The sequence below is a fragment of the Shewanella mangrovisoli genome (genome assembly GCF_019457635.1).
Classification (GTDB): domain Bacteria; phylum Pseudomonadota; class Gammaproteobacteria; order Enterobacterales; family Shewanellaceae; genus Shewanella; species Shewanella mangrovisoli.
Map to the genome: position 1 here is coordinate 2,682,315 of NZ_CP080412.1, position 26,075 is coordinate 2,708,389.

Annotated in this window: 24 protein-coding genes; 8 read left to right on the top strand and 16 right to left on the bottom strand. The window is 47.6% G+C overall.

Translation table 11 applies throughout. From position 1 onward, the window contains the following. Nucleotides 1–20 precede the first annotated feature (20 nt). From fadD to tsaB, 6 genes are all read right to left on the bottom strand, one after another. On the bottom strand, nucleotides 21–1,694 hold the full coding sequence (gene fadD, locus K0H60_RS11715) for a long-chain-fatty-acid--CoA ligase FadD (protein WP_220055821.1): 1,674 nt from the start codon (nucleotides 1,692–1,694) through the stop codon (nucleotides 21–23). Nucleotides 1,695–1,893: 199 nt separating this feature from the next. Continuing rightward, nucleotides 1,894–2,760, bottom strand: a complete 867-nt coding sequence (locus K0H60_RS11720; protein WP_220055822.1) for an alpha/beta hydrolase — start codon at nucleotides 2,758–2,760, stop codon at nucleotides 1,894–1,896. A 21-nt stretch (nucleotides 2,761–2,781) separates the two neighbouring features. After that, entirely contained in the window at nucleotides 2,782–3,594 is an 813-nt protein-coding gene (locus K0H60_RS11725) for a class I SAM-dependent methyltransferase (protein ID WP_011717317.1), read from the bottom strand. 131 nt (nucleotides 3,595–3,725) lie between these two features. Next, nucleotides 3,726–4,433 carry a M50 family metallopeptidase gene (locus tag K0H60_RS11730; RefSeq protein WP_220055823.1) on the bottom strand — a complete coding sequence of 236 codons (708 nt, stop codon included), beginning with the start codon at nucleotides 4,431–4,433 and terminating at the stop codon, nucleotides 3,726–3,728. Beyond that, complete coding sequence (locus K0H60_RS11735; RefSeq protein WP_220055824.1) at nucleotides 4,426–4,734, bottom strand: hypothetical protein; 309 nt, start codon at nucleotides 4,732–4,734, stop codon at nucleotides 4,426–4,428. Before K0H60_RS11735 ends, K0H60_RS11730 begins: the two co-directional genes overlap by 8 nt. A 143-nt stretch (nucleotides 4,735–4,877) precedes the next feature. After that, a complete protein-coding gene (tsaB, locus tag K0H60_RS11740; RefSeq protein ID WP_220055825.1) occupies nucleotides 4,878–5,588 on the bottom strand; it encodes a tRNA (adenosine(37)-N6)-threonylcarbamoyltransferase complex dimerization subunit type 1 TsaB in 711 nt (236 codons plus the stop codon). Between the two features lie 376 nt (nucleotides 5,589–5,964). Here tsaB and hemB point away from each other — a divergent pair, with 376 nt between their 5' ends. Beyond that, nucleotides 5,965–6,963, top strand: coding sequence for a porphobilinogen synthase (gene hemB, locus K0H60_RS11745; protein WP_220055826.1), 999 nt, complete (start codon nucleotides 5,965–5,967; stop codon nucleotides 6,961–6,963). Nucleotides 6,964–7,057: 94 nt separating this feature from the next. Here the strand turns inward: hemB and K0H60_RS11750 are convergent, their stop codons facing one another. Beyond that, complete coding sequence (locus K0H60_RS11750) at nucleotides 7,058–7,963, bottom strand: bifunctional methionine sulfoxide reductase B/A protein (RefSeq protein ID WP_220055827.1); 906 nt, start codon at nucleotides 7,961–7,963, stop codon at nucleotides 7,058–7,060. Between the two features lie 377 nt (nucleotides 7,964–8,340). Between K0H60_RS11750 and K0H60_RS11755 the strand changes: the two genes are divergently transcribed. Together K0H60_RS11755 and ylqF are read left to right on the top strand one after the other, a co-directional pair. After that, nucleotides 8,341–9,180 (top strand): isopenicillin N synthase family dioxygenase, encoded by an 840-nt coding sequence (locus K0H60_RS11755; RefSeq protein ID WP_220055828.1) that lies wholly within the window; start codon nucleotides 8,341–8,343, stop codon nucleotides 9,178–9,180. A gap of 148 nt (nucleotides 9,181–9,328) precedes the next feature. After that, nucleotides 9,329–10,270 carry a ribosome biogenesis GTPase YlqF gene (gene ylqF, locus K0H60_RS11760; RefSeq protein ID WP_220055829.1) on the top strand — a complete coding sequence of 314 codons (942 nt, stop codon included), beginning with the start codon at nucleotides 9,329–9,331 and terminating at the stop codon, nucleotides 10,268–10,270. A 298-nt stretch (nucleotides 10,271–10,568) separates the two neighbouring features. Here ylqF and K0H60_RS11765 read toward each other — a convergent pair whose 3' ends face one another. The 5 genes from K0H60_RS11765 to K0H60_RS11785 form a co-directional block, all read right to left on the bottom strand. After that, nucleotides 10,569–11,009: a hypothetical protein gene (locus K0H60_RS11765; protein WP_220055830.1), complete on the bottom strand. Its 441-nt coding sequence runs from the start codon at nucleotides 11,007–11,009 to the stop codon at nucleotides 10,569–10,571. Between the two features lie 599 nt (nucleotides 11,010–11,608). Further along, nucleotides 11,609–12,991: a HEPN domain-containing protein gene (locus tag K0H60_RS11770; protein WP_220055831.1), complete on the bottom strand. Its 1,383-nt coding sequence runs from the start codon at nucleotides 12,989–12,991 to the stop codon at nucleotides 11,609–11,611. A 181-nt stretch (nucleotides 12,992–13,172) separates the two neighbouring features. Continuing rightward, nucleotides 13,173–13,637 carry a low molecular weight protein-tyrosine-phosphatase gene (locus tag K0H60_RS11775; RefSeq protein WP_258405824.1) on the bottom strand — a complete coding sequence of 155 codons (465 nt, stop codon included), beginning with the start codon at nucleotides 13,635–13,637 and terminating at the stop codon, nucleotides 13,173–13,175. 71 nt (nucleotides 13,638–13,708) lie between these two features. Then, nucleotides 13,709–14,731: a hypothetical protein gene (locus tag K0H60_RS11780; protein ID WP_220055832.1), complete on the bottom strand. Its 1,023-nt coding sequence runs from the start codon at nucleotides 14,729–14,731 to the stop codon at nucleotides 13,709–13,711. Between the two features lie 101 nt (nucleotides 14,732–14,832). Beyond that, on the bottom strand, nucleotides 14,833–15,747 hold the full coding sequence (locus tag K0H60_RS11785; RefSeq protein ID WP_220055833.1) for a DNA ligase: 915 nt from the start codon (nucleotides 15,745–15,747) through the stop codon (nucleotides 14,833–14,835). 252 nt (nucleotides 15,748–15,999) lie between these two features. On the opposite strand from K0H60_RS11785, the gene K0H60_RS11790 reads away from it, so the two are divergent. Beyond that, a complete protein-coding gene (locus K0H60_RS11790; protein ID WP_011717331.1) occupies nucleotides 16,000–16,371 on the top strand; it encodes a diacylglycerol kinase in 372 nt (123 codons plus the stop codon). Between the two features lie 167 nt (nucleotides 16,372–16,538). On the opposite strand, the gene hdfR is transcribed toward K0H60_RS11790, so the two are convergent. After that, a complete protein-coding gene (gene hdfR, locus K0H60_RS11795) occupies nucleotides 16,539–17,396 on the bottom strand; it encodes an HTH-type transcriptional regulator HdfR (RefSeq protein ID WP_220055834.1) in 858 nt (285 codons plus the stop codon). Nucleotides 17,397–17,504: 108 nt separating this feature from the next. On the opposite strand from hdfR, the gene K0H60_RS11800 reads away from it, so the two are divergent. The 3 genes from K0H60_RS11800 to K0H60_RS11810 all read left to right on the top strand — a co-directional run bounded on the left by K0H60_RS11800 (nucleotide 17,505) and on the right by K0H60_RS11810 (nucleotide 20,150). Beyond that, nucleotides 17,505–17,957, top strand: a complete 453-nt coding sequence (locus K0H60_RS11800) for a MaoP family protein (RefSeq protein WP_011717333.1) — start codon at nucleotides 17,505–17,507, stop codon at nucleotides 17,955–17,957. A 20-nt stretch (nucleotides 17,958–17,977) separates the two neighbouring features. Then, nucleotides 17,978–18,985, top strand: a complete 1,008-nt coding sequence (locus K0H60_RS11805) for an ATP-grasp domain-containing protein (protein ID WP_220055835.1) — start codon at nucleotides 17,978–17,980, stop codon at nucleotides 18,983–18,985. A 301-nt stretch (nucleotides 18,986–19,286) separates the two neighbouring features. Further along, complete coding sequence (locus tag K0H60_RS11810) at nucleotides 19,287–20,150, top strand: DUF481 domain-containing protein (protein WP_088211452.1); 864 nt, start codon at nucleotides 19,287–19,289, stop codon at nucleotides 20,148–20,150. Between the two features lie 55 nt (nucleotides 20,151–20,205). Here the strand turns inward: K0H60_RS11810 and K0H60_RS11815 are convergent, their stop codons facing one another. Further along, a complete protein-coding gene (locus K0H60_RS11815; protein WP_220055836.1) occupies nucleotides 20,206–21,831 on the bottom strand; it encodes a M28 family metallopeptidase in 1,626 nt (541 codons plus the stop codon). Nucleotides 21,832–21,991: 160 nt separating this feature from the next. On the opposite strand from K0H60_RS11815, the gene K0H60_RS11820 reads away from it, so the two are divergent. Further along, a complete protein-coding gene (locus K0H60_RS11820; protein WP_220055837.1) occupies nucleotides 21,992–23,017 on the top strand; it encodes a diguanylate cyclase domain-containing protein in 1,026 nt (341 codons plus the stop codon). Between the two features lie 67 nt (nucleotides 23,018–23,084). Here K0H60_RS11820 and K0H60_RS11825 read toward each other — a convergent pair whose 3' ends face one another. Next, nucleotides 23,085–23,774 (bottom strand): class GN sortase, encoded by a 690-nt coding sequence (locus tag K0H60_RS11825; protein ID WP_434086659.1) that lies wholly within the window; start codon nucleotides 23,772–23,774, stop codon nucleotides 23,085–23,087. Nucleotides 23,775–23,777: 3 nt separating this feature from the next. After that, nucleotides 23,778–26,045, bottom strand: coding sequence for a marine proteobacterial sortase target protein (locus K0H60_RS11830; RefSeq protein ID WP_220055839.1), 2,268 nt, complete (start codon nucleotides 26,043–26,045; stop codon nucleotides 23,778–23,780). Between the last annotated feature and the right edge of the window lie 30 nt (nucleotides 26,046–26,075).

Below are 26,075 nucleotides of genomic sequence, written 5' to 3' on the forward strand. Positions count from 1 at the left end.
GCTCATTGCCGGCTTCAATCTTACGCGCGCTTCACTTCGTCTCGAAGTTCTCGTCGCAAGATCTTACCCACGTTGGTTTTAGGTAACTCGTCCCTAAATTCTACCAGCTTCGGTACTTTATATCCCGTTAAATGCGCACGGCAATGCTTAATGATGTCGTCAGCGGTTAAAGATTTATCTTTTGCCACCACAAACACCTTCACTAATTCGCCACTGGCGTCATTTGGCACGCCAACCGCAGCCACTTCAATCACTTTAGGGTGTAACGCGATCACCTCTTCGACTTCATTGGGGAAGACGTTGAAGCCCGACACTAAAATCATGTCTTTCTTACGGTCGACGATATAGAAGAAGCCTTGTTCATCCATATAACCGATATCGCCGGTGGCAAGCCAACCATCTTTATCGATCACTTTGGCCGTTTCCTCTGGGCGCTGCCAGTAGCCTTTCATGATCTGTGGACCTTTACCAAACAGTTCACCCGTCTCGCCTTGCGGCAACACATTACCTGCATCATCACGCACTTGAATTAAGGTCGATGGCGCAGGGAAACCGATAGAACCATTGTAACCGTCTAAGTTATAGGGGCAGCAAGTGAGTAGCGGCGAGGCTTCGGTTAAACCGTAACCTTCAAGTAAACGGGTTTTCGTGATGCTTTGCCATTTATCGGCCACGGCTTTTTGCACCGCCATCCCGCCACCAATGGATAATTTTAGGCGAGAAAAATCCAGTTCCGCAAAATCGCTACTGTTCACTAACGCATTAAACAGGGTGTTGACGCCTGTCAGCGCGGTAAAAGGATATTTTTTCAGTTCGGCCACAAACCCTGGAATATCCCGAGGATTAGTGATTAACAGGTTTTGGCTGCCCTTATGTAAGAACAGTAAGCAGTTCACTGTTAAAGCAAAAATATGGTAAAGCGGCAAGGCTGTTACCACAAATTCGTTGCCATCACGCAGTGCGGGTGAATAGGCACCATTGGCCTGTAATACGTTTGCGACCACGTTTTTGTGGGTCAACATGGCGCCCTTTGACACCCCAGTCGTTCCACCAGTGTATTGCAAAAAGGCTAGGTCATCACCCGTGATAACGGGTTTGACATACTGCATTCTGCGCCCTCTAGAGAGAGTTTCACGCATTGAAAGTGCATGGGGTAAGTCGTATTTAGGCACCAGCTTTTTGATGTACTTGACCACAAAGTTCACTAAGGTGCGTTTTGGCGCGCTTAGCAGATCCCCAAGCCCGGTGATAATCACGCTTTTAACGGGTGTCTGGTCGACAACTTCTTCCAAGGTACGGGCAAAGTTTGATACGACCACAATGGCCTTCGCGCCAGAGTCGACTAACTGGTGCTTTAATTCGCGGGGAGTGTAAAGCGGGTTAACGTTAACCACCACCATGCCCGCACGTAAAATACCAAACAGCGCAATGGGATATTGCAGCAGGTTCGGCATCATCAGGGCGACACGGTCACCCTTTTGGAGTTTCAATTCATTTTGCAGATAAGCGGCAAACGCACGGCTGCGTTCTTCAAGTTTACGGTAAGTTAGCGTGGCACCCATGTTGATAAATGCCGGTTGATCCGCATATTTGGCCACCGCCGTCTCGAACATATCGACGAGCGATGAATACTGATCCGCATTAATCTCGGCAGGTACATCTTTTGGCAAATGATTAATCCAAGGCTGATCCACTACTTTCTCCTAAATCCCCACAACTGCGGACACGGTATCCCTACTACCGTCAATACTCGACAAATACCGAGTTAAAATACCGACTTACATTTTATTGTTATTGATTGACCCGCATAAATCATACGGGCGTTTTAATTTTGATCATCATCACATAAAAAAAACAAAAAACCTAGCGTCTTTTTTATGTAAGCAAAAGCGATTATTCGACAAACTGCTGGATCAAGTGCGCAACCCCTTTGGCGTTATCCATGTGCACATGGTGGTCACCCTCAAGCATATGTTCAGACAAGTGTGTGAACCATTTCCTCGCCTTAGGCAGCGCCGCCTGTAACTGGCTAAAGCCCTGTTTGCCGCAGATTAATAAGGTCGAGACCGAAACATGCTGCATCAATGCATCGACCTGCTCAAAGGTCAGCCGCATGGGTGAGTCGAGCCTTAATCTTGGATCGCTACGCCACGCAACACCATCGGTGGTTGGTTGCATATTGCGCTCGAGTAACAAACGGCACCAAGGCTCCGCCAGCCCCGTTAAGTGCACTCTGGCTTTTACTGCGGTGTCCATGTTGTCGTAGACTTTTAGCTGTTTATGCTTTTGCGCTAAAAACTTCTCGTGCTGATAAAAACTCTTTCGCAGCCGCGTTTTCGCTTGAGTCGCCGACTCAAACAGTGGGCTTAACGCCTCAATCAAAATCAGTTTGTTGACCTTTTCTGGAAAGGTCGCGGTATACGCCGAGGCAATAATGCCCCCTAACGAATGCCCTATAATAGCCAACGGCTTTTGTGGCAACATCGCCAGTAACGCATCGAGATCGTATAAATAGTCAATCCAATGCAATGGATAATGTCCCGGCCGATGCGCTGAAAAACCATGACCGGGCCAATCTATGGCAAGTATTTGATAATGAGGCAAATACTCAACGAGAGGCTCAAAACTGTTCGCATTGTCTAACCAGCCATGCAACGCGAGCAATAACGGCTTATCTTTCGCTCCCCACAATCGACCACTCAGCTTGATATGGGGTAACACAAACTCGACTTGATTTTTGGGGGCGAAAGATTGCCACATATTGCCTCTAATGTCAGGTGATTAGCGCGATTTTTTGATAAATTTGAGCGTCATGCGATCGCTCTCACCAATTGCTTGGTATTTCTCCTTATCGGTATCGCCCAAGGCAAACGAAGGTGGCAGCGTCCATACCCCCTTGGCGTAGTCCTTAGTGTCTTTCGGATTGGCGTTGATTTCTGAGCTTTCGGCTAAGGTAAAACCCACCTTTTTGGCCAGCGCGATCATCTCGTCTTGGTCCATGTAACCCGTGCTCATATTCATGCCTTTATTGGCTCTATGTTCGACCACGCCAAACACACCGCCATCTTTCAGCACTTTATAGGAGGCGGCAAACACGTTTTCGAGTTGATCGCTTGAGGCCCAGTTATGTAAGTTACGGAAGGTTAATACCAAGTCAGCACTGCCATCGGCACCTAAATTCATTTTTGCAGGCGGGTCGAGAACCACCATTTTCGCATTGCCAAATAAGGCTTTATTGGCCGTCATCCAAGTATCGAATTTCACGCCCGCATTGGCGCGATAGCGATTACCTGGGGTGTCCGTGCTAGGGGTAGTTTCGAAACTGGCGGCAATATACTGCCCCTTAGGCGCAAGATAAGGGGCAAGGATTTCTGTGTACCAGCCATTGCCAGGCCAGAGTTCAATCACGGTTTGCGTGGGGGTGATACCAAAAAATGTGAGGGTTTCAGCGGGGTGACGATAAATATCGCGGCTGGCGTTTTTCGCTTGGCGAAATTCGCTCTTAATGGCCTTATCCAAGCCTTCATCGGCGTAGGCCATACCTGAACATAAACCAGCAATCAGCATACTGGCGACGAGTGTGACTTTTTTCATAATAATTCTCCTTGGATACCGAAGACTTAAGCTAGCAGTCTATATAAAAAAATCCAAGAATTAGCCGCACAAGTTGACTATTTAGGCTGTAAATATTTGTGATGTTATAGCGGCATTAATGCCGCCATAGATTAGCGAGACGTGGCAGAATCTATCCGGCGCCAAGCCATAAACAAGGCGCAGATACTGCAAAACAGCCAAATGGCGACCCAAATCCATGCCGGGATCCATGAACGTTCGGCCAGCAGCACCGCATCGCCCTGCCCTTCGAGTCCGAGCAATACCGTCGGGCTTGCCAGCGCATTGAGCATGATCATCAGGCCAATAATGCGTAAAAATTGCGTAAGGATTTTATTTTTGCTGAGTTTTAGCGGCAGTAATAACACAATCGTCAGCACAGCTAAAATGGCTAAGGTCAGTAAATCTCGCCCCCACAGCAGGCCACTTAACACCACTAATCCGCCCAGAAAGGCAAAGCTTAGGCGAATGCCCTTAGGCCAAGTTGCTAGCAGATAAATAAGGTATCCCCAACAGGCTGCGCCAAAATAGCCCGCAAATCCAATCACCAGTGGCGAACCACCTTGGCTAAAGCAAAAACCCGCACCATTGGGAAAGAGTTGTATATGACTCACTATGCCGCCACTGAGCACTGTTGCTATCCCATGGGATAACTCGTGAAAATAGCTCTCTAGCCACTTAAAAGGCACGCTCAGATAAGGAATGCGCGTCAATATCAGTGCCAGCATTAGTTCGATGATAAACAAACCACGGCTAGGCAAACCGCCAGTTAAACGTGGAGTAAAACGGGATTGAGAAGACACGGGCGCACTATCAGGCATAAATATCCACACCGACCATCTGCTGAATTTCTTCACGTTTGGCGGCATGTTGCGTTTGTAGGTATTGGGCAATAGCCCCTTGATGACCTCGGGTACTTTGCTCGTATTCGAGCTGGGCACCGAGTCTGGATTGTAGGTTTTGTGATGTTCCTTCCGCAGTATCATCAAAGGCTAAGGCAGAAACCGCATCGAGTTCAATCACAGGGCGTGGCGCTTCCGTGGGCGACATTCCCTGTATGACTGCGGGGCGATTACTCGCAACCGCTTGTGTCAAACTCGTTTGAAGTGAATTTACCTGCATCGAAATGCCCAGTTTATATCCTATTTGCCCTGGTTAACCCTGCTAGGCGGTTGTGACGAATGCCTAACTAAGAATTGATGTCTGCATTGAGAACCCATGCAGACAATCTAGATTCTAACGTATCATAGGTGAGAATGAACAGTTTATTCACGTCCCGGTAACTTTTTCCATGTCACAGTATCGCGTAGGTACACAGGTTCGAGTTCATCGACACTGGTGGTTAGTCCTGCTTTGATACCCGCTTCGGCCAGCGCTAACATGGCACGGGCATCGGGATACTTCACCGCCGCTAAAGTGGTAATACCGCAGCCTAACGCTAATAACTCAGGATAAGCATCAAAGCCAGTGCCACAGCCCACTATGGGTTTATTGAGATCGAATACCAGCTCCACCTGCTCTGGCGCGCTCACCACCTCTTTACCGACTAAGGTGGCAATGCCATCAACGGCAACAAATTGACCCCAGTACACTTCTCCCATGCGCGCATCGATACAACAGAGCACTTGTTCGGCTGCGTGTTCCGCAATCGCCATTTGTGCCATGGCCGCTAAGGTTGAAATGCCAATCACGGGTAGGTCTAACCCTAGGGCTAAACCTTGGGTCATGCTGGTACAAATACGGATACCCGTAAAACTACCTGGCCCACGGCCATAGGCAATCGCATCCAATTTATCTAAGCCGACATTGGCTTGTTTTAATACGGCTTCCACCATAGGCAATAAACGCTGACTATGTTCCCGAGGCGCATCGGCTAGCTCAGCAAAAACCTGTCCTTGATAATACAGGGCAGCCGAACAAGCTTCGGTACAAGTGTCGAGGGCGAGAATACAAACTGAGTCTTGGGGTGTTGTCATATAAAAACCGCGCTGTGGGCATAGTTGGACTGAAAAATTGACTTATTGACGTCCTGCACTATACCAAGTGTAAATTGGCGCAAATGATAACATCAAATAATAGAAAGCAAAGGCTTAAAAACGGCGGCTAATGACTCGATTGGCTTAGCGCTTGGTTTGTGATCGCCATCACTAACTCAACAACCTCTTCGGCCTTTGGCCAAATATTGGGAAACTTTTACCCTATTTTAGGTCAGAGCAAACAGTGCTGAAGCTTTTGTCTCACTTAATCAAGTTCACTAAAGCACCAACAAGTACAACCTAAGCATCGTTTTAATTCTCTCCCTTTGACGCGAAGCTTCGCGTGATGCTTTTACACTGTTAATAAGGAAATTCAATGAGCAGTACCAGAGAAAATCCCCTTAAACCCCTTCGCCGTTTAAGACGCCTACGCCGCACCGAAGCCATGCGTGACCTAGTGCGTGAAACTCAGGTTTCCCTAAGCGACTTAGTTCACCCACTCTTTATTGAAGAGCACATCAGCCAAGCCGTGCCTATTTCAACCTTGCCGGGGATCAGCCGTCTGCCCGAGAGTGCGCTTGCCGATGAGATCCAAAGGCTTTATGCATTAGGGATCCGCTATGTGATGCCCTTTGGCATTTCCCACACCAAAGATGCACAGGGCAGCGACACTTGGGATGACAATGGCTTACTTGCGCGAATGGTCCGCACCATCAAAACCGCCGCGCCAGAGATGATGGTGATCCCCGATATTTGTTTTTGTGAATATACCGACCACGGACACTGCGGCGTATTGCACCATGACGAAGTCTGTAACGATCAAACCGTGGCTAACTTAGTTAAACAATCCATTACCGCCGCCAAAGCGGGAGCCGATATGCTGGCGCCATCGGCGATGATGGACGGCCAGATTAAAGCCATTCGCCAAGGGCTGGATGAGGCAGGCTTTGAGCACATTGCCATTTTGGCCCATGCAGCCAAATTCGCCTCATCCTTCTATGGGCCTTTTAGGGCCGCGGTGGATTGTGAACTTAGCGGAAACCGTAAAGGCTACCAACTCGATTACGCCAATGGTCGCCAAGCCTTGCTCGAAGCGCTGCTCGATGAAGAGGAAGGCGCGGATATTTTGATGGTGAAACCCGGCACGCCCTATTTGGATGTGTTAAGTCGCCTAAGACAGGAAACCCACCTTCCCTTAGCGGCTTATCAAGTCGGCGGCGAATATGCCGGCATTAAGTTTGCCGCACTGGCGGGCGCCCTCGATGAGCGCGCCGTCGTCACCGAAACCTTTATCGGGTTAAAGCGGGCCGGCGCCGATTTAATTGTCAGTTATTACGCGAAACAATATGCCGAGTGGTTAGCGCAATCCCGCTAATTCGCTAAGTCTTAAGCTTATCAGCCAAGCAATTAACGAAAACGCCACCCTATCGGTGGCGTTTTTTATCCGTCATTTTGCTCGCACATTAAGCTTATGCTTGTAGCTCGGCAAAAAGGGCTCTGATCTTCTCAACCTTTGGCCTTACCACAATTTGGCAATAGGGCTGCTCGCCATGCAGGGCGAAATAATCATTGTGGTAATCCTCAGCGGGATAAAATGACTCAAAGGCCACCACTTGGGTCACTATCGGCGCATCAAATACCTTTGCCTCGGTTAATTTGGCAATCATGGCGTTAGTCTCTTCAATCTGCGCCGCATCATGGGCAAAGACGACCGAGCGATACTGCGGCCCTTTATCGTTGCCTTGTCGATTAAGCGTGGTGGGATCGTGACTCTCAAATAACACCTGCAGCAGCGTTGTAAAGCTGATTTGCGCGGGGTCAAATTCGATGTGCACCACTTCAGCATGCCCGGTTAATCCCGAACACACCGACTTATAATCGGCATCGCTCGCCTCGCCACCCGAGTAACCTGAACTGACATTCAGCACGCCCTTAAGGCTCTTAAAAATCGCTTCAACACACCAAAAACAGCCCGCACCAAAGGTCGCAAAGGCCGTTTTATGCGTCGATGTTGTCACCTCATCGGCCGCTTGAAACAGCATGGAGACAGAGTTAACGCAGTGACGAATATTCTTCGGCGTTAAATATTCCCCTTCGAACACATGGCCTAAATGGCCGCCACACTGACTACAGACGATTTCGGTACGGCGACCATCGGCGTCAACATGACGACTCACTGCGCCCGGAATTTCATCATCGAAGGCTGGCCAACCACAGTGGGCATTAAACTTATCTTCTGAGCGATACAAAGGCGCATGGCATTTTTTGCACAAATACACGCCTTTGGCGTCATGTTTATAGTACTCACCGCTAAAGGGACGTTCAGTGCCCTTTTCTTCTATGACATAGCGTTCAAAATCAGTCAGTTTGTTCATAAAAGTCTCCTTTAGCTCCTAAGGTATTCGCCTGCATAAGACCGTTTATTCCTTAGGTTTATTGCGCCTCGGCCTGAATTGGCTTTTTGGCATAGTAGCCGCTTTAGTCGATAAAATCCTGTTGATTGAGCCAATGCTTAAATAACTGGAGGAAAATTCAGCAGTAACCTCAGTCCATCGTCTTGAGTGTTTGCACCAAGCAGAGTGCAAAGCTACACTTGCTGCGGGTCAATTCTCTACCCAAATGCTTTCTTTTTTGGCCGCTTTGCACTAGGGCTTAGCTCACCATACCGATAATGAGATAAGTGGCAATGACTCCTTACCTTTATCCTTAGAAAGTGTTTGGTTAACAACTATATATAACAAGTAGAAACAATATGAAATTAGAAACCATTGATTATCGCGCAGCCGATAGCGCCAAACGCTTTGTCGAATCCCTACGTGAAACGGGCTTTGGTGTGCTCTCTAACCACCCTATCGATAAAGAGCTGGTCGAAAGCATTTACGCTGAGTGGCAAGCCTTTTTCAATTCTGACGCTAAGAACGAGTTTATGTTCAATCGTGAAACCCACGATGGCTTCTTCCCCGCATCGATTTCTGAAACCGCAAAAGGTCACACGGTTAAAGACATCAAAGAGTATTACCACGTGTACCCTTGGGGTCGTATTCCAGATTCTTTGCGTACCAATATTCTGGCCTACTATGAAAAAGCCAATGCACTGGCCTCTGAACTGTTAGAGTGGATTGAAACCTACTCGCCAGACAAGGTGAAAGCCAAATTCTCTATCCCGCTGCCAGCAATGATTGCCGACAGCCACAAAACTTTGCTGCGCATTCTGCATTACCCTCCGATGACGGGCGATGAAGAAATGGGCGCTATCCGCGCTGCGGCCCACGAAGATATTAACCTGATCACTGTGCTACCCGCGGCCAACGAACCAGGGCTGCAAGTCAAAGCTAAAGACGGCTCTTGGTTAGATGTGCCAAGTGATTTTGGCAATATTATCATCAACATTGGTGATATGTTGCAGGAAGCCTCGGGCGGTTATTTCCCATCGACCTCACACCGCGTGATTAACCCAGAAGGCACGGATAAGACTAAGTCGCGTATTTCACTGCCCTTATTCTTACACCCTAAGCCTTCGGTAGTGCTGTCTGAGCGTTATACCGCCGACAGCTACTTAATGGAAAGATTGCGCGAGCTGGGCGTCCTGTAATTTCAACTACGCGTCAGCGAAATGAGTGATAAGCTCAAATTCGCATCAAGATTAAGCAATTAAAGCGCCTTCGGGCGCTTTTTTTATGACATTCGTCGCCTTCAAGGTAGAATAGCCGTCTTTAGGTCATTAAGAACAAGGCGCTATCATGGCAATTCAATGGTATCCGGGGCACATGCACAAGGCACGCAAAGAGATCGAAGAGGCTATGCCTCAGGTCGATCTGGTGATTGAGGTGCTGGACGCCCGTATTCCCTACAGTAGTGAAAACCCCATGGTGTCAAAGCTTCGCGGCGACAAACCTTGTATCAAGCTACTGAATAAATCAGACTTAGCCGATCCTGACATCACCGCCCAATGGATTGAATACCTTGAGCGTGAACAAGGGGTAAAAGCGACTGCGATTACCACGCTGCAACCGGGTATGTTGAAAATGCTGCCGGATCTTTGCCGTAAGTTAGTGCCGAGTCGCAATAAGACCGAAAAGGACATTCGCACTATGATCATGGGGATCCCTAACGTGGGTAAGTCCACCATTATCAATACGTTAGCAGGTCGTGTTATCGCTAAAACCGGTAACGAGCCCGCCGTCACCAAAAGCCAGCAGCGTATTAACCTACGTAACGGCATTGTGCTCTCGGACACGCCAGGAATTTTATGGCCTAAAGTCGATAACGAAGCCAGTAGCTATCGCCTTGCCATCACAGGTGCCATTAAAGATACCGCCATGGAATACGAAGATGTGGCACTGTTTGCCGCAGGTTATTTCTTAAAGGCGTACCCGAAGGAAATTTGCGAGCGTTATAACATCAGCGAGTTACCTCAGGATGATATGGCGTTACTCGAGGAAATTGGCCGTAAACGCGGCGCACTCCGCCCCGGTGGCCGAATTGATTTGCATAAAGCCTCGGAAGTGGTGTTACACGATTACCGCTCAGGTCGAATTGGCCTGTTATCCCTCGAAACCCCAGCGATGGCTGAAATCGAAAAAGCCGAAGTGGAACGCATTCTGGCTGAAAAAGCCGCCGAAAAGGCCGCTAAGTTAGAAGCGGAAAAACTGAAACGCTCAGGTAAACGACATAACGTTTAAGCGCTGTTTTTAATTGTTGCGTGCAAGTCTCACCGAGCTACAGGCGCTAAAGCAACTAATTTAAGTGATTAATTAAATTGATTATTTAGATTAAAAAATCGCTTTACAGTATGCATCAACAGCCTTCAGTTTGACTGATAAGTCAGCGCCACCTTAGCGCTGGCTTTTTATTTGCCCCACGTATTCATGGTTCGCTAGGCAATCTCACTTAATCTACGGCAAAATTTACTGCGAGGTTGGCAAGCGTCTATTAGCGATAATATAAGCATTAAGCCATTTATGCTTACGGGCTATTCCATCAGTACAAACCAGAGGCACTATTGGGCACGAACACAGGGGCTTGGCCTGCGGCTATCATGTTGTAACTTAACATAAAGGGCACTCCCCCCTCCGAAGTCATAATATTGTCCATCCAGCCAATCGGATTATTGAACAAGGAGTTATCGTGATTTAATACCCCAATGGCGCCGTTGGCTTCATCAAAGTCCCAAACGACTGAGCCCCAGTGCCAGTTGAGCCCTTTTACATATTGCCAGCCAAGCAAGGCCCCGAGTGCGTAAATCACATCATCATCCATCACTCGTTGATTTGCCCGATAGTCACGCGTCAGTTCCGTAATCGCCGCCACTATCTCCTGCGGCGATGTTTGCTCCGACAAGCTGAGTAATGCGAGCCCTTTTTGAGCTAACTGTTCGAGTTCTTTCTGAATGTCCTCAGATATCGCATTAATTTCGGCCATAATACCTCCCTTAGAATGAGCCAAATATCCAAAGCAAGATACGGATAAATCCCATTGGCGCCAATACCACCTAGGGATGAAAACACTAAAGTAGATCATCCATTGTAGATAAATCCATCAGCATGAAATGGGACAGAAGAGCGTTAAATATTGAAAAACTAATATCATTACTTGGTTATTCAATGCAGACCATATTTAAGGGCGAACCATGGTATTTGCTCAACGACACGGTGAATAGAAATATAGGATTTCTAAGTTTATGAACGAGAGCCATGGTCGTTCTCATGCGTCGCTGCATTGCACGACATTCAGGCGTCCAGCCTATCAGATGGCGAACTTGCCGTTAAACAGGGATGTTGTTCAAGTCCTTCCTTGGATGCAGGGCCGCCCCATCAGATGTGAATGGATTCACGAATGCCGCGATGGCATGGATGCCAAAAAGCGGCGTTGGGGTGGTCGTCTCGCTAATCACCATGGCTCAACTATTTAACATTGTCGTAATCTTTAGACTTAATAATCTCACTCTGCAAGCTTTGGGACAAAAGCGTGTTACGAAGGGGTCGTGCTGACATGCCCTCTGCCGCTTGTAATTGTATTAATTAATCACACCGTAGTTCTACACGGGTTGGCAACTCATCCAAGAAAGCAGGTAATTTTTTGCTAAAGCCTGTTTCTTCAAAGCCAAAGAGAGAAAAATAGTAGATAGCTCTTAGTAATGTTTCCGAACAAAAATCAATAGCACAAAAATCCAATCTCTCATCGACTGATGAGCCATGAACGATTTTTGAACGTGCTTTGTAGAGTTGTGTTGCTTTACTTTCAATTAAATCACTAAGCCCACTGTGAGTAATATTTAAATGAGTAACTCTTTGTTTGAATAACTTTGTAAGATCACCATCATGAAAGTTGACCAAGGCTTCCATTGAACTGACTAGCTTTTGTATTTGCTGATATAAGTTAGGCTCTGTAGTGGCATCTCCATACCATAGCAAAGATCGTTCTAAACGCTCTACGACCCTCTGACTAGAAAAGTGAGGGGTCAAAAGCAATTCAGGGATCTGCAATACGGTGTCTATAAGGTTTGCTTCTGTAGCTCTACCCTCATGAAAGGCTCCCCAAAATAGTGCAGAATTGAACTGGAAAGAGTGAAACTTACGAGTAGTCGTATTGCTCATATTTTCTCTGTCTTTTCCAGATCTGTAAAAGTCAAATAGGTGACTATTTCTATCATTGGACGCCAGTAGTGGAATTGCGTTGGGTGATAATCGGGTGGCTAAAAGTTTCAATGCGTTATAAGTAGTATTTCTCGCTTTTTCTGCCAGTTGTAGTGCAAAACTATTACTGCATTGTGTTTGTACCGAGACTTCAAGATAATAGTTATAGGCAAATGTCCTTGTATCTTTAAATTGTGTTAGCTGCCTTTCTGTCAAGTCACTTTCGTCTACAGGTAGCAATTGGATGCTTTTGCTTAGTCGTAACTTGTTGTTCAAGTTAAATATCGTTACTGGGAACTGAAAAACAGAAGGAGTAAATTCCTTTTTGAAGGCAGACACTCGACGACATACAATTTCGTTTAATGTTTGAAACCGAACATCGAATTGCTCTTCGTTATGCATAATACTTCGAGCAAAGCCATCCAGAACAGAATTAACATACTCATACGCTATCGCTTCTATAATAGGGTTTAGTTCATATGGTAAACAGTTTAGGTGCCCCTTATGTATAAGCGTTGCTAATTCTCTAACGAGAGATAGGGAACTCGCTGTATGATGCAACTGGTAAATGCAAGGTTCCTGACTTTTCCATTTCGCCCTCATTTCATCCTTTAAGTCATTAGGAGCATCAATGCATGTAAATATTAAATTGTCCTTTTGCATCTCTTGGTAGTAAACGTTAGGGTCATCTATCCAAACTTTATGTGAGCGAGCTAGCTCCATTAACAGTTTTGAAAATGCTTTCTGTCCATCCACTGATAGTTTCATCAACCCCATCCACTATAGATTATTATCCGCTTAAACAAAAAATGAGCACTCAAATTTTAGCCCCGTTCGTAAAGACACATTACTGGTATTACGAAAAGTAAATCAGATGAGGCTTAGAAGAAGTATGTGTTACTTCGCTCGAAACACATAATGGGGCAATAACACTTTATTCCAATTGCACTTAATCGTTATTCTTCCCATTTGTTTGTCCGGCTAACTGGTCTAATAAAGCGTCCATACTCTGTTCGAGTAGGTCGAGGACTAATTCGAATCCTTGCGTACCACCGTAATAGGGATCGGGCACTTCATCCGTGTCGCAATCACCAAAGGACAGCATCAGCTTTAATTTGTATTGGTATTCGGGTGGGCAACGGCGGCGTAGATCTGCAAGATTGCTATTATCTGCCGCTAAAATAAGATCGAAATGCTCAAAATCGGCCTCAATTACTTGTCTCGCTCGTATACCCTCAAAACTCAAGCCGCGTTTTCTACCCGCAGCCATAGCGCGACTGTCGGGGAGATCCCCTTGGTGGTAATCAATAGTGCCCGCCGAATCGACTTCGATATTAAGGCGGCGCTCGCGAATTTTAGCGCGGCAAACGGCCTCGGCGGTGGGCGAACGACAAATATTACCCATGCAGACCATTAAGATACGTCGTACATGCTGATCTTTTGCTAACGCTTTATCTTCTAACAACTTAACATCCTCTCGTGTTGCTACTTAGGTGTTGATGCCATCTGACCAAAGGCGGGGGAAATACATTTTTTGACTTCAAAATGGTAACCATACTGCTCATGGGCAGACTCGGTAATTTCCAATATTTCATAGTCATTTAGCTCAATCACCACTGAGTCGGCCAATTTATCACAACGACTGCGACCATCGGCTTCAAATTTATAGGCAAACAAGGCAATTAAATCGCGGATCCCTTTGTAATAGCTATGACCAAAGGCCTTAAGTGTTTCTGTGGTGTCGGTTTGATTAGGCTGCTGCGTGAGTTCAGTTCCCGCTTGTTCAATACTATCTTCGGCTTTGAGAATGGTTTCGCCTTCATTAACCACTCTTTTATCTATCGAATCATGTTTCAACGCTTGGGTTTTCTTGGCTAAATCCCCTACCCAGTTTTCACCATCGGTAATCGCAACCAAGTTTAATAACAACACCACAGACAGAATCATACGCACTAGCGCGGTTGTCACCACAAATCGTTTTTTACTGCCCAGTGGATGTGCCTCAAGTCCTAAAATCCGCAATCCGATATGGAAAAACAAATAACAAGGGATCACCAATTGCAGCAGGAGTAAGGCAAGGATGGAGATACACACAAACCAAATCGGCAGATACAGCAAAATGGCAAAGTTATGGGTGTAGGACAAATGCGAGGCCGATACACCGGTTATTTCGTTCACCACACTGCCGCTCGCAGCTAAGGCAAAGTTAGCAATAACCGCATAAAACAGCAGGAAAATGGCTTTGCCCGCCAGCGTATGCCAAGCCATGGCAAATTTGGGCCAAAACTCAATAATCAAGGCGATAGCGGTGATGATGGCGGCAATCCAAATTTCGGGTTGGAATACCATTAACGTCAGTAACGCGAACAGGTAACAACGCTGGGCGACATTTAAGCTCTGCCAAAATTGCTTAAGCGTCACGAATGGATGTTTAAGCCATTGAGGCACAGTCAAGGCTTGCCGCACACGCAGCTTCCAAAGGGTTAATCCATGTTGACCGTCGACCAAATCTCACTCCTTGATATGATTGCCCATTAATAATCAATACGATACTCGGCAAAACTGTTGTTAAGCATTCGATCTTTATCAAAATTCAACAATTTCGCAACCTATTCTTTATTCTCTGGCGGCATGTCACTTCTTATCCGCAAGAAGCTCGCAAAGCGCGGTAAGCCATTGACGGTTAATCCAAGATATTTGTAAGTGATAAGTGTGCCAATCGCGGGCGGATGCTGACGCTCGGCCAAGCTAAAACCCGTGCCAATACTAAAAACACGGCCATCAGCTGTTTGCACTCTCAATGCGCCCAGTTGCCCGGCAAACTGTCCTTTACCCGCTATATGGCCAATCACTCTGGCCTCAGCATCTAAATAGGGCTTTAACTTCATCACGTTAGGATTACGACCCGGCGTATATAACGCCGTGCGTCGATGCAGGATTAAGCCTTCACCACCTTGAGCCACTAAGGTGTCTAATTTCTGATACAGCGCCTCGACACTCTCTACGCTCACTTGCTCAATCACTTGCAGGTAAACCGATTTACCTGCAATCAAAGTATGCATCTGCTGATACCGCGCTGCAAAACTCCCTTGCGCCTTGGGTAAATCAAACACCATAAAACGCACATTCTGCCACTCGCTCTCATTCGCTGACGCTTGGCGAATCAGCCCTGATATGGCCTCAAACCGCCCTCGCCCGAGCCATAATTCACCGTCCATCGGGGTGGGCGGAAAATCCGCAGTAAACCAACGAGGCGCTAAGATGGGATTGCCCTGACGAGTCATTAAGCGTTTGCCATCCCAATAACCGCGCACACCATCGAGTTTTTCGCTGACAAGAAAATCACGGATGTGGGCACTCTTCTCCTTTGAAAACTCTGTCGCTAATTGAATATTCGGTGCTTGGGGATTGGCATCACTCACAGCCATGAATAAGCCACAAATTCCGCAGTAAAGACCGAAGAAAACAGCGACACGCAACACAAATGCAAATGTTAAAAAAGGTAAGCGAGTTGTAAGAGTCATTCCTTTGCCTCTTTATTAAAGCGGTATTGAGCTTCAAGCTTAGTCTTTAGATTTATTCGCCGCGAATACGACCACAGTCCGGTAACACCCTAGCAGGACTGCGAATTTGTCGGTTTAGCTATTTATACGCTTAAGTTATCCGGCTATACTGCGGCCTCTTTTTTAAGCTCGTTCAAATGTTAACACGCGAGTCGTAGGCGGTTTGAACGGGTAAATGCTTCGCGAACAATCGCCCAAGTCGATGGAATTATTATGAAACCAGCAAACAACCACGGTATTAAACGCATCTTTAGAGCGACGGGATTTTCGATGAAGGGCTTAAAAGCCGCTTGGATCCACGAAGCCGCTTTTAGACAGGAATTGATGCTGGCCGTAGTCATGCTGCCCGTCGCACTGTTGGTCGATATCAGCACCATGGAACGACTGATGTTGATCTTAACCTTGTTTATCGTGTTGATTGTTGAGTTATTGAACTCGGCGATTGAAGCCGTGGTTGACCGTGTTGGCAGTGAAATCCATCACCTCAGTGGTCAAGCAAAGGATATCGCCTCTGCCGCGGTATTTATGAGTCTAGCGCTCTGCGGTATCACGTGGTTAGTCGTGCTGCTACCGCTATTTATTTAATACGCTATTTATTTAATACGCTATTGATTAAATGCCTTGATTTAGCAATCTATAACGAGCGCATTTACCTAACAAAGTGAAGTGTTACTGCTTAACTGATTGTTCTGCTTTAAAAAACGCCTTTGAGATATCTCCCAAAGGCGTTTTTTATATGCGGCTGTTACAGATTAACGTATATCAGCTGACTTATCGGCTAAAAAGCCAATTGCCTGTTTGATTTGCTCTAAACGGTCATTCTCGGCCCAATAGGCAACATACACACTGCGCGAAATGGCGCTCGCTCCCGCAACTAAATGCAGCTCGCCGCGATTCAGCAGTGGCTGAACCAAATGCTCGGGTAAAAACGCGCAGCCACCGTTATTCAAGATAAAATCCAAGGCGATACGGGCCGAACTGGTATGTAAGGTCGGCACGGGTAAGGCGGCATATTCCTGTGCATGCAGGATATTAAAGGCCGTGCCCCAATCCACTTTGACATATTGGCCGGCCTGCACCGCGTTCACCGCCACATCCATGGTCTTGGACACCAACAGAAGATTAATTTGGCCTAATTGCACCAGTTCGAATTGGTCCAGTTTGGGTGGGTCGAAGGAAATCGCCAAATCAAGGGTGCGATCCATCAATTGCCGTGTCATCACAGTTAATGGCAACACTTCGGTCCGCAGAGCTACACCAGGTAATCCCACATGCAAATGCTGTAAATGCCCTTGCAAATAGGCATCCCAGATATTGGGGCCTGCGCCAATGGCGAGTTGAGTCGATTGTAACTGACTGAGGGAAACATCCTGCTTGGCGCGCTCCCAAGCGGTTAATACCGCTTCAGCATGCCCAAGCATACGTTCCCCCGCCGGAGTGGGCTGAATATTGTTGCGTTGGCGCTCAAATAAGGCGACGCCAAGAATGCTTTCAAGCTGTTTTACCCGAAAGCTTACCGCGCTGCGGGTAAGGTAAAGATTTTCCGCGGCCTTGCCAAAATGACGGGTACGGGAGACTTCCAAAAAGGTCTTAAGTAAATCGGTATCCATAAAAATTCTTGACCAACATTGGCAAATTTTTTTGATTTATAAATCAATAATACTAGCCAATACTCCAGTTGCAAATCTTTGTATATCAAAAACTAGAAGGTAACAGCCATGTCTGAACAGTCTTTTTCAAACGCTAACAAGGGTTCTGAGACGGTGAACGGCTCAGCTGCCAGCTTTGTATCCCATAAACGTTTTTATGACGATGCCAATTTCCCGAAAGGTTTTAAGCGCAGTGGCGACTTCACCAGTAAAGAAGCCGAACTGCTTGAAATACATGGCCATGCCATGAAAAATCTCGACGAAGGTAAGACACTCCCTGTCACTGCCGATGAAGCGCAATTTGTCGAAGTCATCAAAGGAAACATCGCTCCCAGTAGCTTGTTAGAGCAGATCTGGTTAAAGTACCGCAAACTCGCCCTAGGTAAACCCTTTTATGCCGTGGTTGGCACAGTACATTTGCCCCCCACTAAACCTGAGGCCGAGCCCGAAGCGGCATTCGATGTGGATGTCGAAATTGACGATGATGTTCAGGATGAAGCTGAACCCGAGGATAAAGAATGAAAATGAAGGTTTGCGATTAAATGCGTGGGTGGATTTTATATAAAGAAACCGCGACTCAGCTAAAACCTGAATTGTATGAAATTGAACGTCTATTGGCGGCTGCCAAGGCCGACAATATTGAGTTAGAAGTGTATGCTCCGGATGAGTTCGATCTCACCGTGACGAGAGAAGACAACAAGAGTATTTTGTTAAACGGTCAACCCGTTGAATTACCTGATTTTATCATCCCTAGAATGGGCTCCGGCACCACTTACTTTGCGTTGGCGATCATTCGCCATTTAGAACGTTTAGGGGTGTACTGCTTAAATCCTTCTAAAGCCATTGAAATAGTTAAAGATAAGCTCTTTTCCCAGCAATTACTGGCCGAGAAGAACTTGCCCACACCCAAAACCATGTTGGTGAAGTTCCCCGTCGATATCGAACTGGTTGAACGCCATTTAGGTTTTCCCGTAGTGATTAAAACCCTCTCGGGTTCACAGGGTAGCGGCGTGTTTTTGTCCCATAAGGCCCGTGAGTTTGATGACTTAATGCAATTAATCGAGGCGACCAATAAAAACGCCAACATCATTCTGCAGGAGTTTATCGCTAACAGTCACGGCCGCGATCTCAGGGTATTTACCATTGGTGGACGCGTAGCCGGCTGCTATGAGCGCCGTGGTCAAGAAGACAGCTTTAAAGCCAATGTTAGCGCGGGAGGTTCGGCGCGCCCCTTCGAGATCACACCTGAAATCGAATGGTTGGCGACACAAACAGCCAATATTCTGGATTTAGATGTGGCGGGTATCGATTTGTTATTCGATAACGGCCACTACAAAATCTGTGAAGCCAACTCATCCCCCGGTTTCGAAGGCTTGGAATCCTGCTTAAACGTGGATATTGCGGCGCAAATTCTGCACTTTATCCGCATCCGTTTAGGCATGTTTAACAAGGACGATAAAGCTAGCGAGCCACAGCCAGCTCAGGCGCTGGGATCCGAGGTCAGCGCGGCAGACGTCAGTACGTCTGAGCCCAAATCTGCAACTAACTAGCACTGCATATCCTTAAGCTCTTATCTGCGGCTCAGTCTCTACTGGGCCGCTTTTTTTGGCTGAACCATACATTTTCTTCACAAATCACCAAGATGCAAATTACCGTGATCCCTGCCACAAGCTCGCCATACCAAGCCAAATAGCCGTACTACTTTTGTTTTAAATCACGAAATAACGCAATTTTTAAAACATTTTATTCACATTTTGAAATTTGCTGTTACACTCCAAATGTCCATAGCTTATGGCACTAAAGTCTGATGTTATCGCTGGATATAATAAGAAAAATACTGGAGTAACGTTGATTTCCACTCGTCTAACACCCCTAGTGATCGCCCTACTCGGCAGCAGCCCTGTGCTGGCGGGCGAACTGAGCCTTGAGCTAGGGGGATTTTATTCACAGTCTGATACCAATATGGAGGTGACAAACCCGAACACGGGGAACAACTTCACCTTAGACTATGAATCCGATCTACAACTGGCCGAGAATGAGTTTTTACCCTTTGTTGAAGTCAATTATCACTTTAACGAGCGGCATAATATTTACCTCGACTGGAAACAGCTGCACCGCGACGCCGAAACGCAAGCCTTATCCAAACCCTTTCAAATTGAAATCAACGACACCATTTACGATATCAAGGCCGGTGGCCGACTCAACTCCACCTTAAATATTGATATTCTGCGCGTGGGTTACGGTTACGATGCCATCCAAGGTAGCGATTACGATGTGGGCTTCTCCCTCGGTTTGCACACTATGTTTATCAAAACGGGTTTTGAAGGCGTTATCGGCGTCTGTCATGCCTCTGAGCTACTGAACAATGTCTGTGGTAGCCAAGCCATTCCCCGCATCGTCGATGAAAATGTCACCGCACCTTTGCCGGATTTTGGCGTCTATGCCAACTATGAATTTATCCCTGGCTGGAAGCTGACGACTCACGCCCAATATTTCTACATTAAACTCAATGATGTAAAGGGTGAGCTGGTAGATGTCAAACTCGGCATCGATGCCAATATCACCGATAACTGGCGCATGAGCGTGGCCTACAACTACTACAAAGTCGATGTGGATATCGCCCAAAAATCACCGAATAAAGATACCCAAATCGCCGACTACAACATTTACTACAGTTTTATCGGCCCGATGCTTTCAGTCAGTTATACCTTCTAACTGATTGATAAGCATAAAAAAGGACGCCTTAGCGTCCTTTTTGCGTTTTATATGATTACTTTTTACGACCGTCTTGCTCACGCTTGGTCTTAAAGTCCGAGGCCTCTAGCCAATGTGGCCAATCTTTTCCATTCGCTAAGGTCGTTAGCATGCTGGCCATCAGATCTAAATCCTGTTTCACCCCTTCGAGGGTCCAGTTAGGATCATAATCGTCGGCGCCTTTGTGGTATTTGTGGGCAATATAGTCAGGATCCGTATCCCCAAGGCTCATAAATAACAAGCCAGGCACACCTTGCTGGGCCAGCGCGAAGTGGTCCGATCTAAACATCAAACCATTTTGTGGTCTTGGATCGCCCTTCACGACACGCCCCTGCGCCTTCGCGGCCTTATCCAAATAGGTTTCTAACTCAGACACGCCCTCACCATAGCGCAGAATATAATCCACACCTTGGTTCATATTCATGCCGTCGATATTCAAAAAGGCGACGATGTTTTTAGTCGGTACACTTGGATGCTGAGCAAAGTGCTGTGCCCCAATCAAGCCAGTTTCTTCGGCAGTAAAGGCACTAAACAGAATTGAACGCTCAAGCGGCGCAGTTTGCGCTTGTTTGGCAAAGTAACGCGCCAGCGCCAACACGCCCGCCACACCACTGGCGTTATCCACGGCGCCATTGATGATCTCTGGCTTGCCATCTTCAATCACTGTACCTAGATGATCCCAATGGGCGTGCATCATCACCACTTCATCGGGGCGGCTCTTGCCCGGCAACAGTGCCGCCACATTGTGGGATTCGGCGCGTTCAATCGTATTGTTTAAACTGACATTGGCCTTGAGCTTTAAGGGAATGGCCTTAAAGTTTGGCTTAGCGGCTTGTTGCTTTAAGGTATCGAAGTCCATGCCCGCCTTGGCAAAAATCTTATTGGCAACATCATGTTGCACCCAGCCCATCACGCCCACCTGCCCTTGATTATTATTGGCATCGACCAAGGTGAATTTAGTGCCTGTATTGGAGTTTTGCACTACTCCCCAGCCATAGGCGGCAGGTGCCGTCTCATGGACAATAAATACGGCTTCGGCGCCTTGACGCGCGGCCTCTTCGTATTTGTAGGTCCAGCGGCCATAGTAGGTCATGGCATTGCCTTTAAAGACCTTGGGGTCTTGAGTTGCAAAACCTGGGTCATTGACTAACACAATCACGGTTTTGCCTTTGACATCGAGGCCCTGATAGTCATTCCAACCATATTCAGGTGCATTAATGCCATAACCGACAAACACAACATCGCTATTATTTAAATTGACTTTATCGCTAATTCTCTGAGTTCTGGCGGTAAATTCGCTGCCATTAGCAAACTTAAGTCCGCCGATATCGAGTTGCATATTTTGATCGGCGGTAATTTTCGCCAGCGGTACCGCCTGCAAATAGCTGTCGCCAAACCCCGGCTTAAGCCCCATCTCTTTAAAGGCTTTCTCAAGGTAATCAATCGTCAGTTGCTCGCCTTCAGATAAGGGCGCACGGCCGCCGAAGGCATCACTGGCTAAGGTTTTGACGTCGGTGCGATACTGGCCGAGATCCATGCTGTCACTGAGGGAAGATGCGGCCATAGCAGGAAGTGACAGTAAGGAACCTAGGGCACCGGCAAGGATGAAATTTTTCAAGACTTTCTCCCAAGTTATTATCATTATTTAATTTTAGCGATAAACTCTATCATATCCCCCAACGCTTTTGGCAGGTAATTCAGCCTGCATTTGGGCATTAGTTGTAACGGGATTTAACGAGCAAAACTGTTTACCCATATGTGGTATACCAAGTTTATCGAGTTATTTTTATTGGGATGTATCCATGTCACGAGATTTATTACAAACCGCAGCCTTGAATCTTAAAAAAGCGGTGCCTTTAATGCTCAAGCATCAAATTCCCACCACGCCAATCAATTATGCCCTGTGGTATACCTACGTGGGCGAACAAAACCCAGCGTTAAACGCCCAGCTCGATACGGTTATCGCCCACTACAACACTTGCCCGCCGGTCAGCAGCGAGTTGTTATTCCGCCAGTATGTCGCCGATCCGATTGAGTTGGATGTGCGCGATATGCGACTTAACCTTGAGGCCATGTCCACCGAGCTGTCGCAATCGATTCGGGATACCAATCTCGATGCGACTGAGTTCCAAACCTGTATCAACGACAATTTTGCCAAACTCAATGGCATCGAAGAAGGTGCACTCAGCGTTGAGCAAGTGCTGGATTTAGTGCGTAATTTGGTGAAGGAATCCGAAAATATTCGCTCGAGCACTGAGTATTTCACTACTCAGCTACAAAAAGCGCAGACTGAGATTGATGCGTTAAAACAAAAGCTTGAAAAAACAGAGAAAGATGTACTTTACGATGCGCTCACGGGCTGTTTAAATCGCCGGGCATTCGATGCCGATATTGCCGGCATGTTGGCGCAGGCCCCCGAGGGCACCTGCCTTATCTTGGTCGATATCGATCACTTTAAAGCCTTTAATGACAACTATGGCCACCAACTGGGTGACCAAGTATTAAAAGCCGTTGCGAAGCGTCTACAAGAAGCCTGCCGAGATGGCAGTAAACTGTACCGTTTTGGTGGTGAAGAGTTTGCTATTTTGGTGCCCAAAAGCCAACTACGCATAACAAGGCAACTGGCTGAGGCCATGCGCCGTGGGCTTGAAAAACTTAGTCTTAAGGATAGACGCAGAGACCAACGCATTGAAAATATCACCGCCTCCTTCGGCGTCGCCCAGTGGCAGGAAAAACAAGTGGCGATCCAACTGATTGAAAGAGCGGATATGTTACTTTACGAAGCCAAACGCTTAGGTCGAAATCGGGTGATGCCGATGAGCAACTAACCCGAACAAAAAGGCAGAACTCAGGTTCTGCCTTTTTATTTACCACGCTTTAATAAATCCTTGCTCGCTAGGCCACCTTTTGAACCCTCGCCTGAGTAACTATCGTTTCAGCGGATTGCACCGCAGTAGGCTCGGGCTCGACCGGGATAGCCTGCACCACAAAACGCAGTTCAGCGCCCCCTTGCAACGCATCGAAGGGATAGCAAGTGATCAAGGTTAAACGATTATCCTCACTTGGCGCCATCCACTCAGTTTGCGATTCGTACACCACTTCGGTCGCCACCACTTGGTAAACAATCTCCTTGCCCGCCGCGGTTTGCAGCACCAAGCGGCGTCCAACACTGATGCCATTTAACATCGCAAAATGCGTATCCCTATGCCCTGCAATCACAGTGTTGCCTTGCGTGCCAGCGGGCGAACTCGACAGCACTAAGGCTGGCCCGAAGGCCAAATTACGGCCAGATGCGCCCGCCAGTACATATAAGCTGTCGTTGGATGCCGGACCATCGAAGTGATTCGGTCTTTTAGCCTGCTCGATGGAGAGCTTAGCCACGGGATAAGTATCGGCCCAGGACCAAGGTTTATGGGACTGACCATCGATTAAAGTTTTAGCCCAGGCTTGTTCAATCAAATATTGGGCAAAGTGTGCTTTCGCTTGCATATAGAATCCTTTTCCAAACAATGTGATGCCGATTAATACCAATCCCACCAGCAACCCTATTTGTATCTGTTGAGTCATGCGCATACTCATAGACATGACTCAAGTATTCAGCGCTAATGACAGCGCGCGTTGCTGCCGCTGCTGGCGACGAATCGACAGCGCTAACATCAAGGCAAGCAGTAACACTGCGCCACCTAAGAGCATGTCGAAACGGCTCGAGGTCGATGTTTGTGGTAGAACCCCCATAGGCTGCCAACCCAAGGGTAAATGCTGACGCACCACCGCATCGCGGCTCATGACATTACTGGTGATGGGGGTTAAATCGACCGCGACCAAGCTGGTATAGGGGCTGACTAAGTGGTAGTTCAGCGACAGCGCCGTGACCTGTTGCTTGACCTTGTCATCGTTAGCACCGTTTTTACTCAGCTCTAACGCCGCAATCTGTTTGCGCGCCCAGAGTAAATCGAGCCCGGCTGCTGGCTGCGCTACATCAGTTGCGGAATGGCTTGCGTCATTGGCTTGTAAAGATAACGACTGTTGCCAGTTTTTATGGCCCTGACGACCGGAGATCACGAGTTCCTGAGGCTCACGTGGTTGACGCTTTAGGCTAATCAGCACCGGTTCACCGCGGTAAAGATCGGGAATAGGTGCTGGCCAGTAGTCAGGCACTGAGCCATCGTCAAAGCGCACCTGCAAATCGGTGAGTACCGGATACTGGATTTTGCCCAGCAATTGACTGATCTTTTGTTCCACCTCATCCACATCACCAATGTAAGTAAAAGTGCCGCGCCCAAGTTCAGCCGCACGCTGCATAAAATGCGAGTTCGGCGCCGAGCCAATGCCTACGGTGAAAAGACGGTTGTCGCCGATTTGATTGCGGATTAACTCAAATAGCGCCGCCTCATTGCCGACGGAACCATCGGTCATAAAGATCACTTGTCTTAGCGACTTATCCTCACCCGAAGCTGTATTAAACGCCTGTCTTGGCAGCGCGGCATTTAAGGCCTGCGCCATTTCGGTGCCGCCATCGGCCTGTAAACGATTCACAAACTGACGTGCCTTGTCCAAATTACTCGCGGTCGCGGGCAGTGGTGTTGGCGATAGTAAAGACACATCGGAGTTAAATTCGATAATGTTAAAACGGTCCTGTTGCCTTAAACCGCGCAGCGCATAACGCAGGGCATTTTTTGCCTGAATGATGGAATCCCCCGCCATCGACCCCGAAGTATCAATCACTAAAATAAGCTCACGGGGCAAGTTAAGTTGTTCACTCGCCTCGACTTTGGGCGGCAGGACCATCACTAAGCTGTAGCTATCTGTATTGCTACTATTGCCAGCTGAACCTGTATCCGCACTTGCATTGTCGTCCTGCGTCGCATGGGTTTTGCCCGCTTGGTTGAATACCCAAGCCACGGGACTCGTGCCCTGCTTAAGACGCCATTGCAGCACAAAGTCACGATTGGCGGGTACACGATTAGCCAAGGCCGCCGTCAGTTGGCCCTGTTTTTCCGCTATTGTAATGGGATGATATGGACTCACGACGGCTGATTTGTCCACACCTTCACCGAGTTTGACTTTAATATCAGCCTTGAGCACAGGGTCTGCCTCACTATTGGCATCGCGGATCGGGGCAATAATCCGGTCGGCATCGAAGACTTGGCTGCTGGTCACGCGCTCACTATTGTTCCCACCGAGTGTTAGGCCTGGAATATAGCGCGGTGCCACCACCAGCGGAAAACGTAGGCTAAAGAGACCATCTTCATAATGAACAGTTTCTTGGTAGCTGATTTCGACCACCAACTGCTCGTCGGGAGCCAGATTAGCGACTTCGGTCGTGAACATATTGGGCCGTTCTTGGCTGACTAGACTGGCGCGTTTACCTTCGGCTTTAGCCTGCTCAAAAATCTGTTTTGCCTGCTGTTTTGGGTGAATTTGACCTTCGATGATCCGCTCACCAATGCGTAAACGCAGTGAGTCCACCGCCGCCTCATTGGGTAAAGGAAACAGATAGCGGCCATTGAGGACAAATCCGGTTCGATTACTGAAAACCTGCTTTACGCTCACCCTATTGGTTAACCCCGAGACCTGCATCGACACCTGCGTGTCCACGGGTAAGGACGGCATTAAACGGCCGCTGGCGGTTTGATACACCAACATCCCTTGGGTGATATCGTCGAAACTGAAGGGTGGCAATGTGCTCGCCGTGTGTTCATCGAAGGTCGCGGCAATATTTTGCGGCGCCGATAAGGTACCCACACTGTTCGGTGAGGCTAACACCGCAAATGGTAGCCCCCAACAAATGGAGGCGCCTATCACTAGCATCACCAGTGTTTGACAAACTTCTTTTACCCTTTTCCCTGTGATCATCACAAAGGCTCCTGCTCTTGATTGAATACG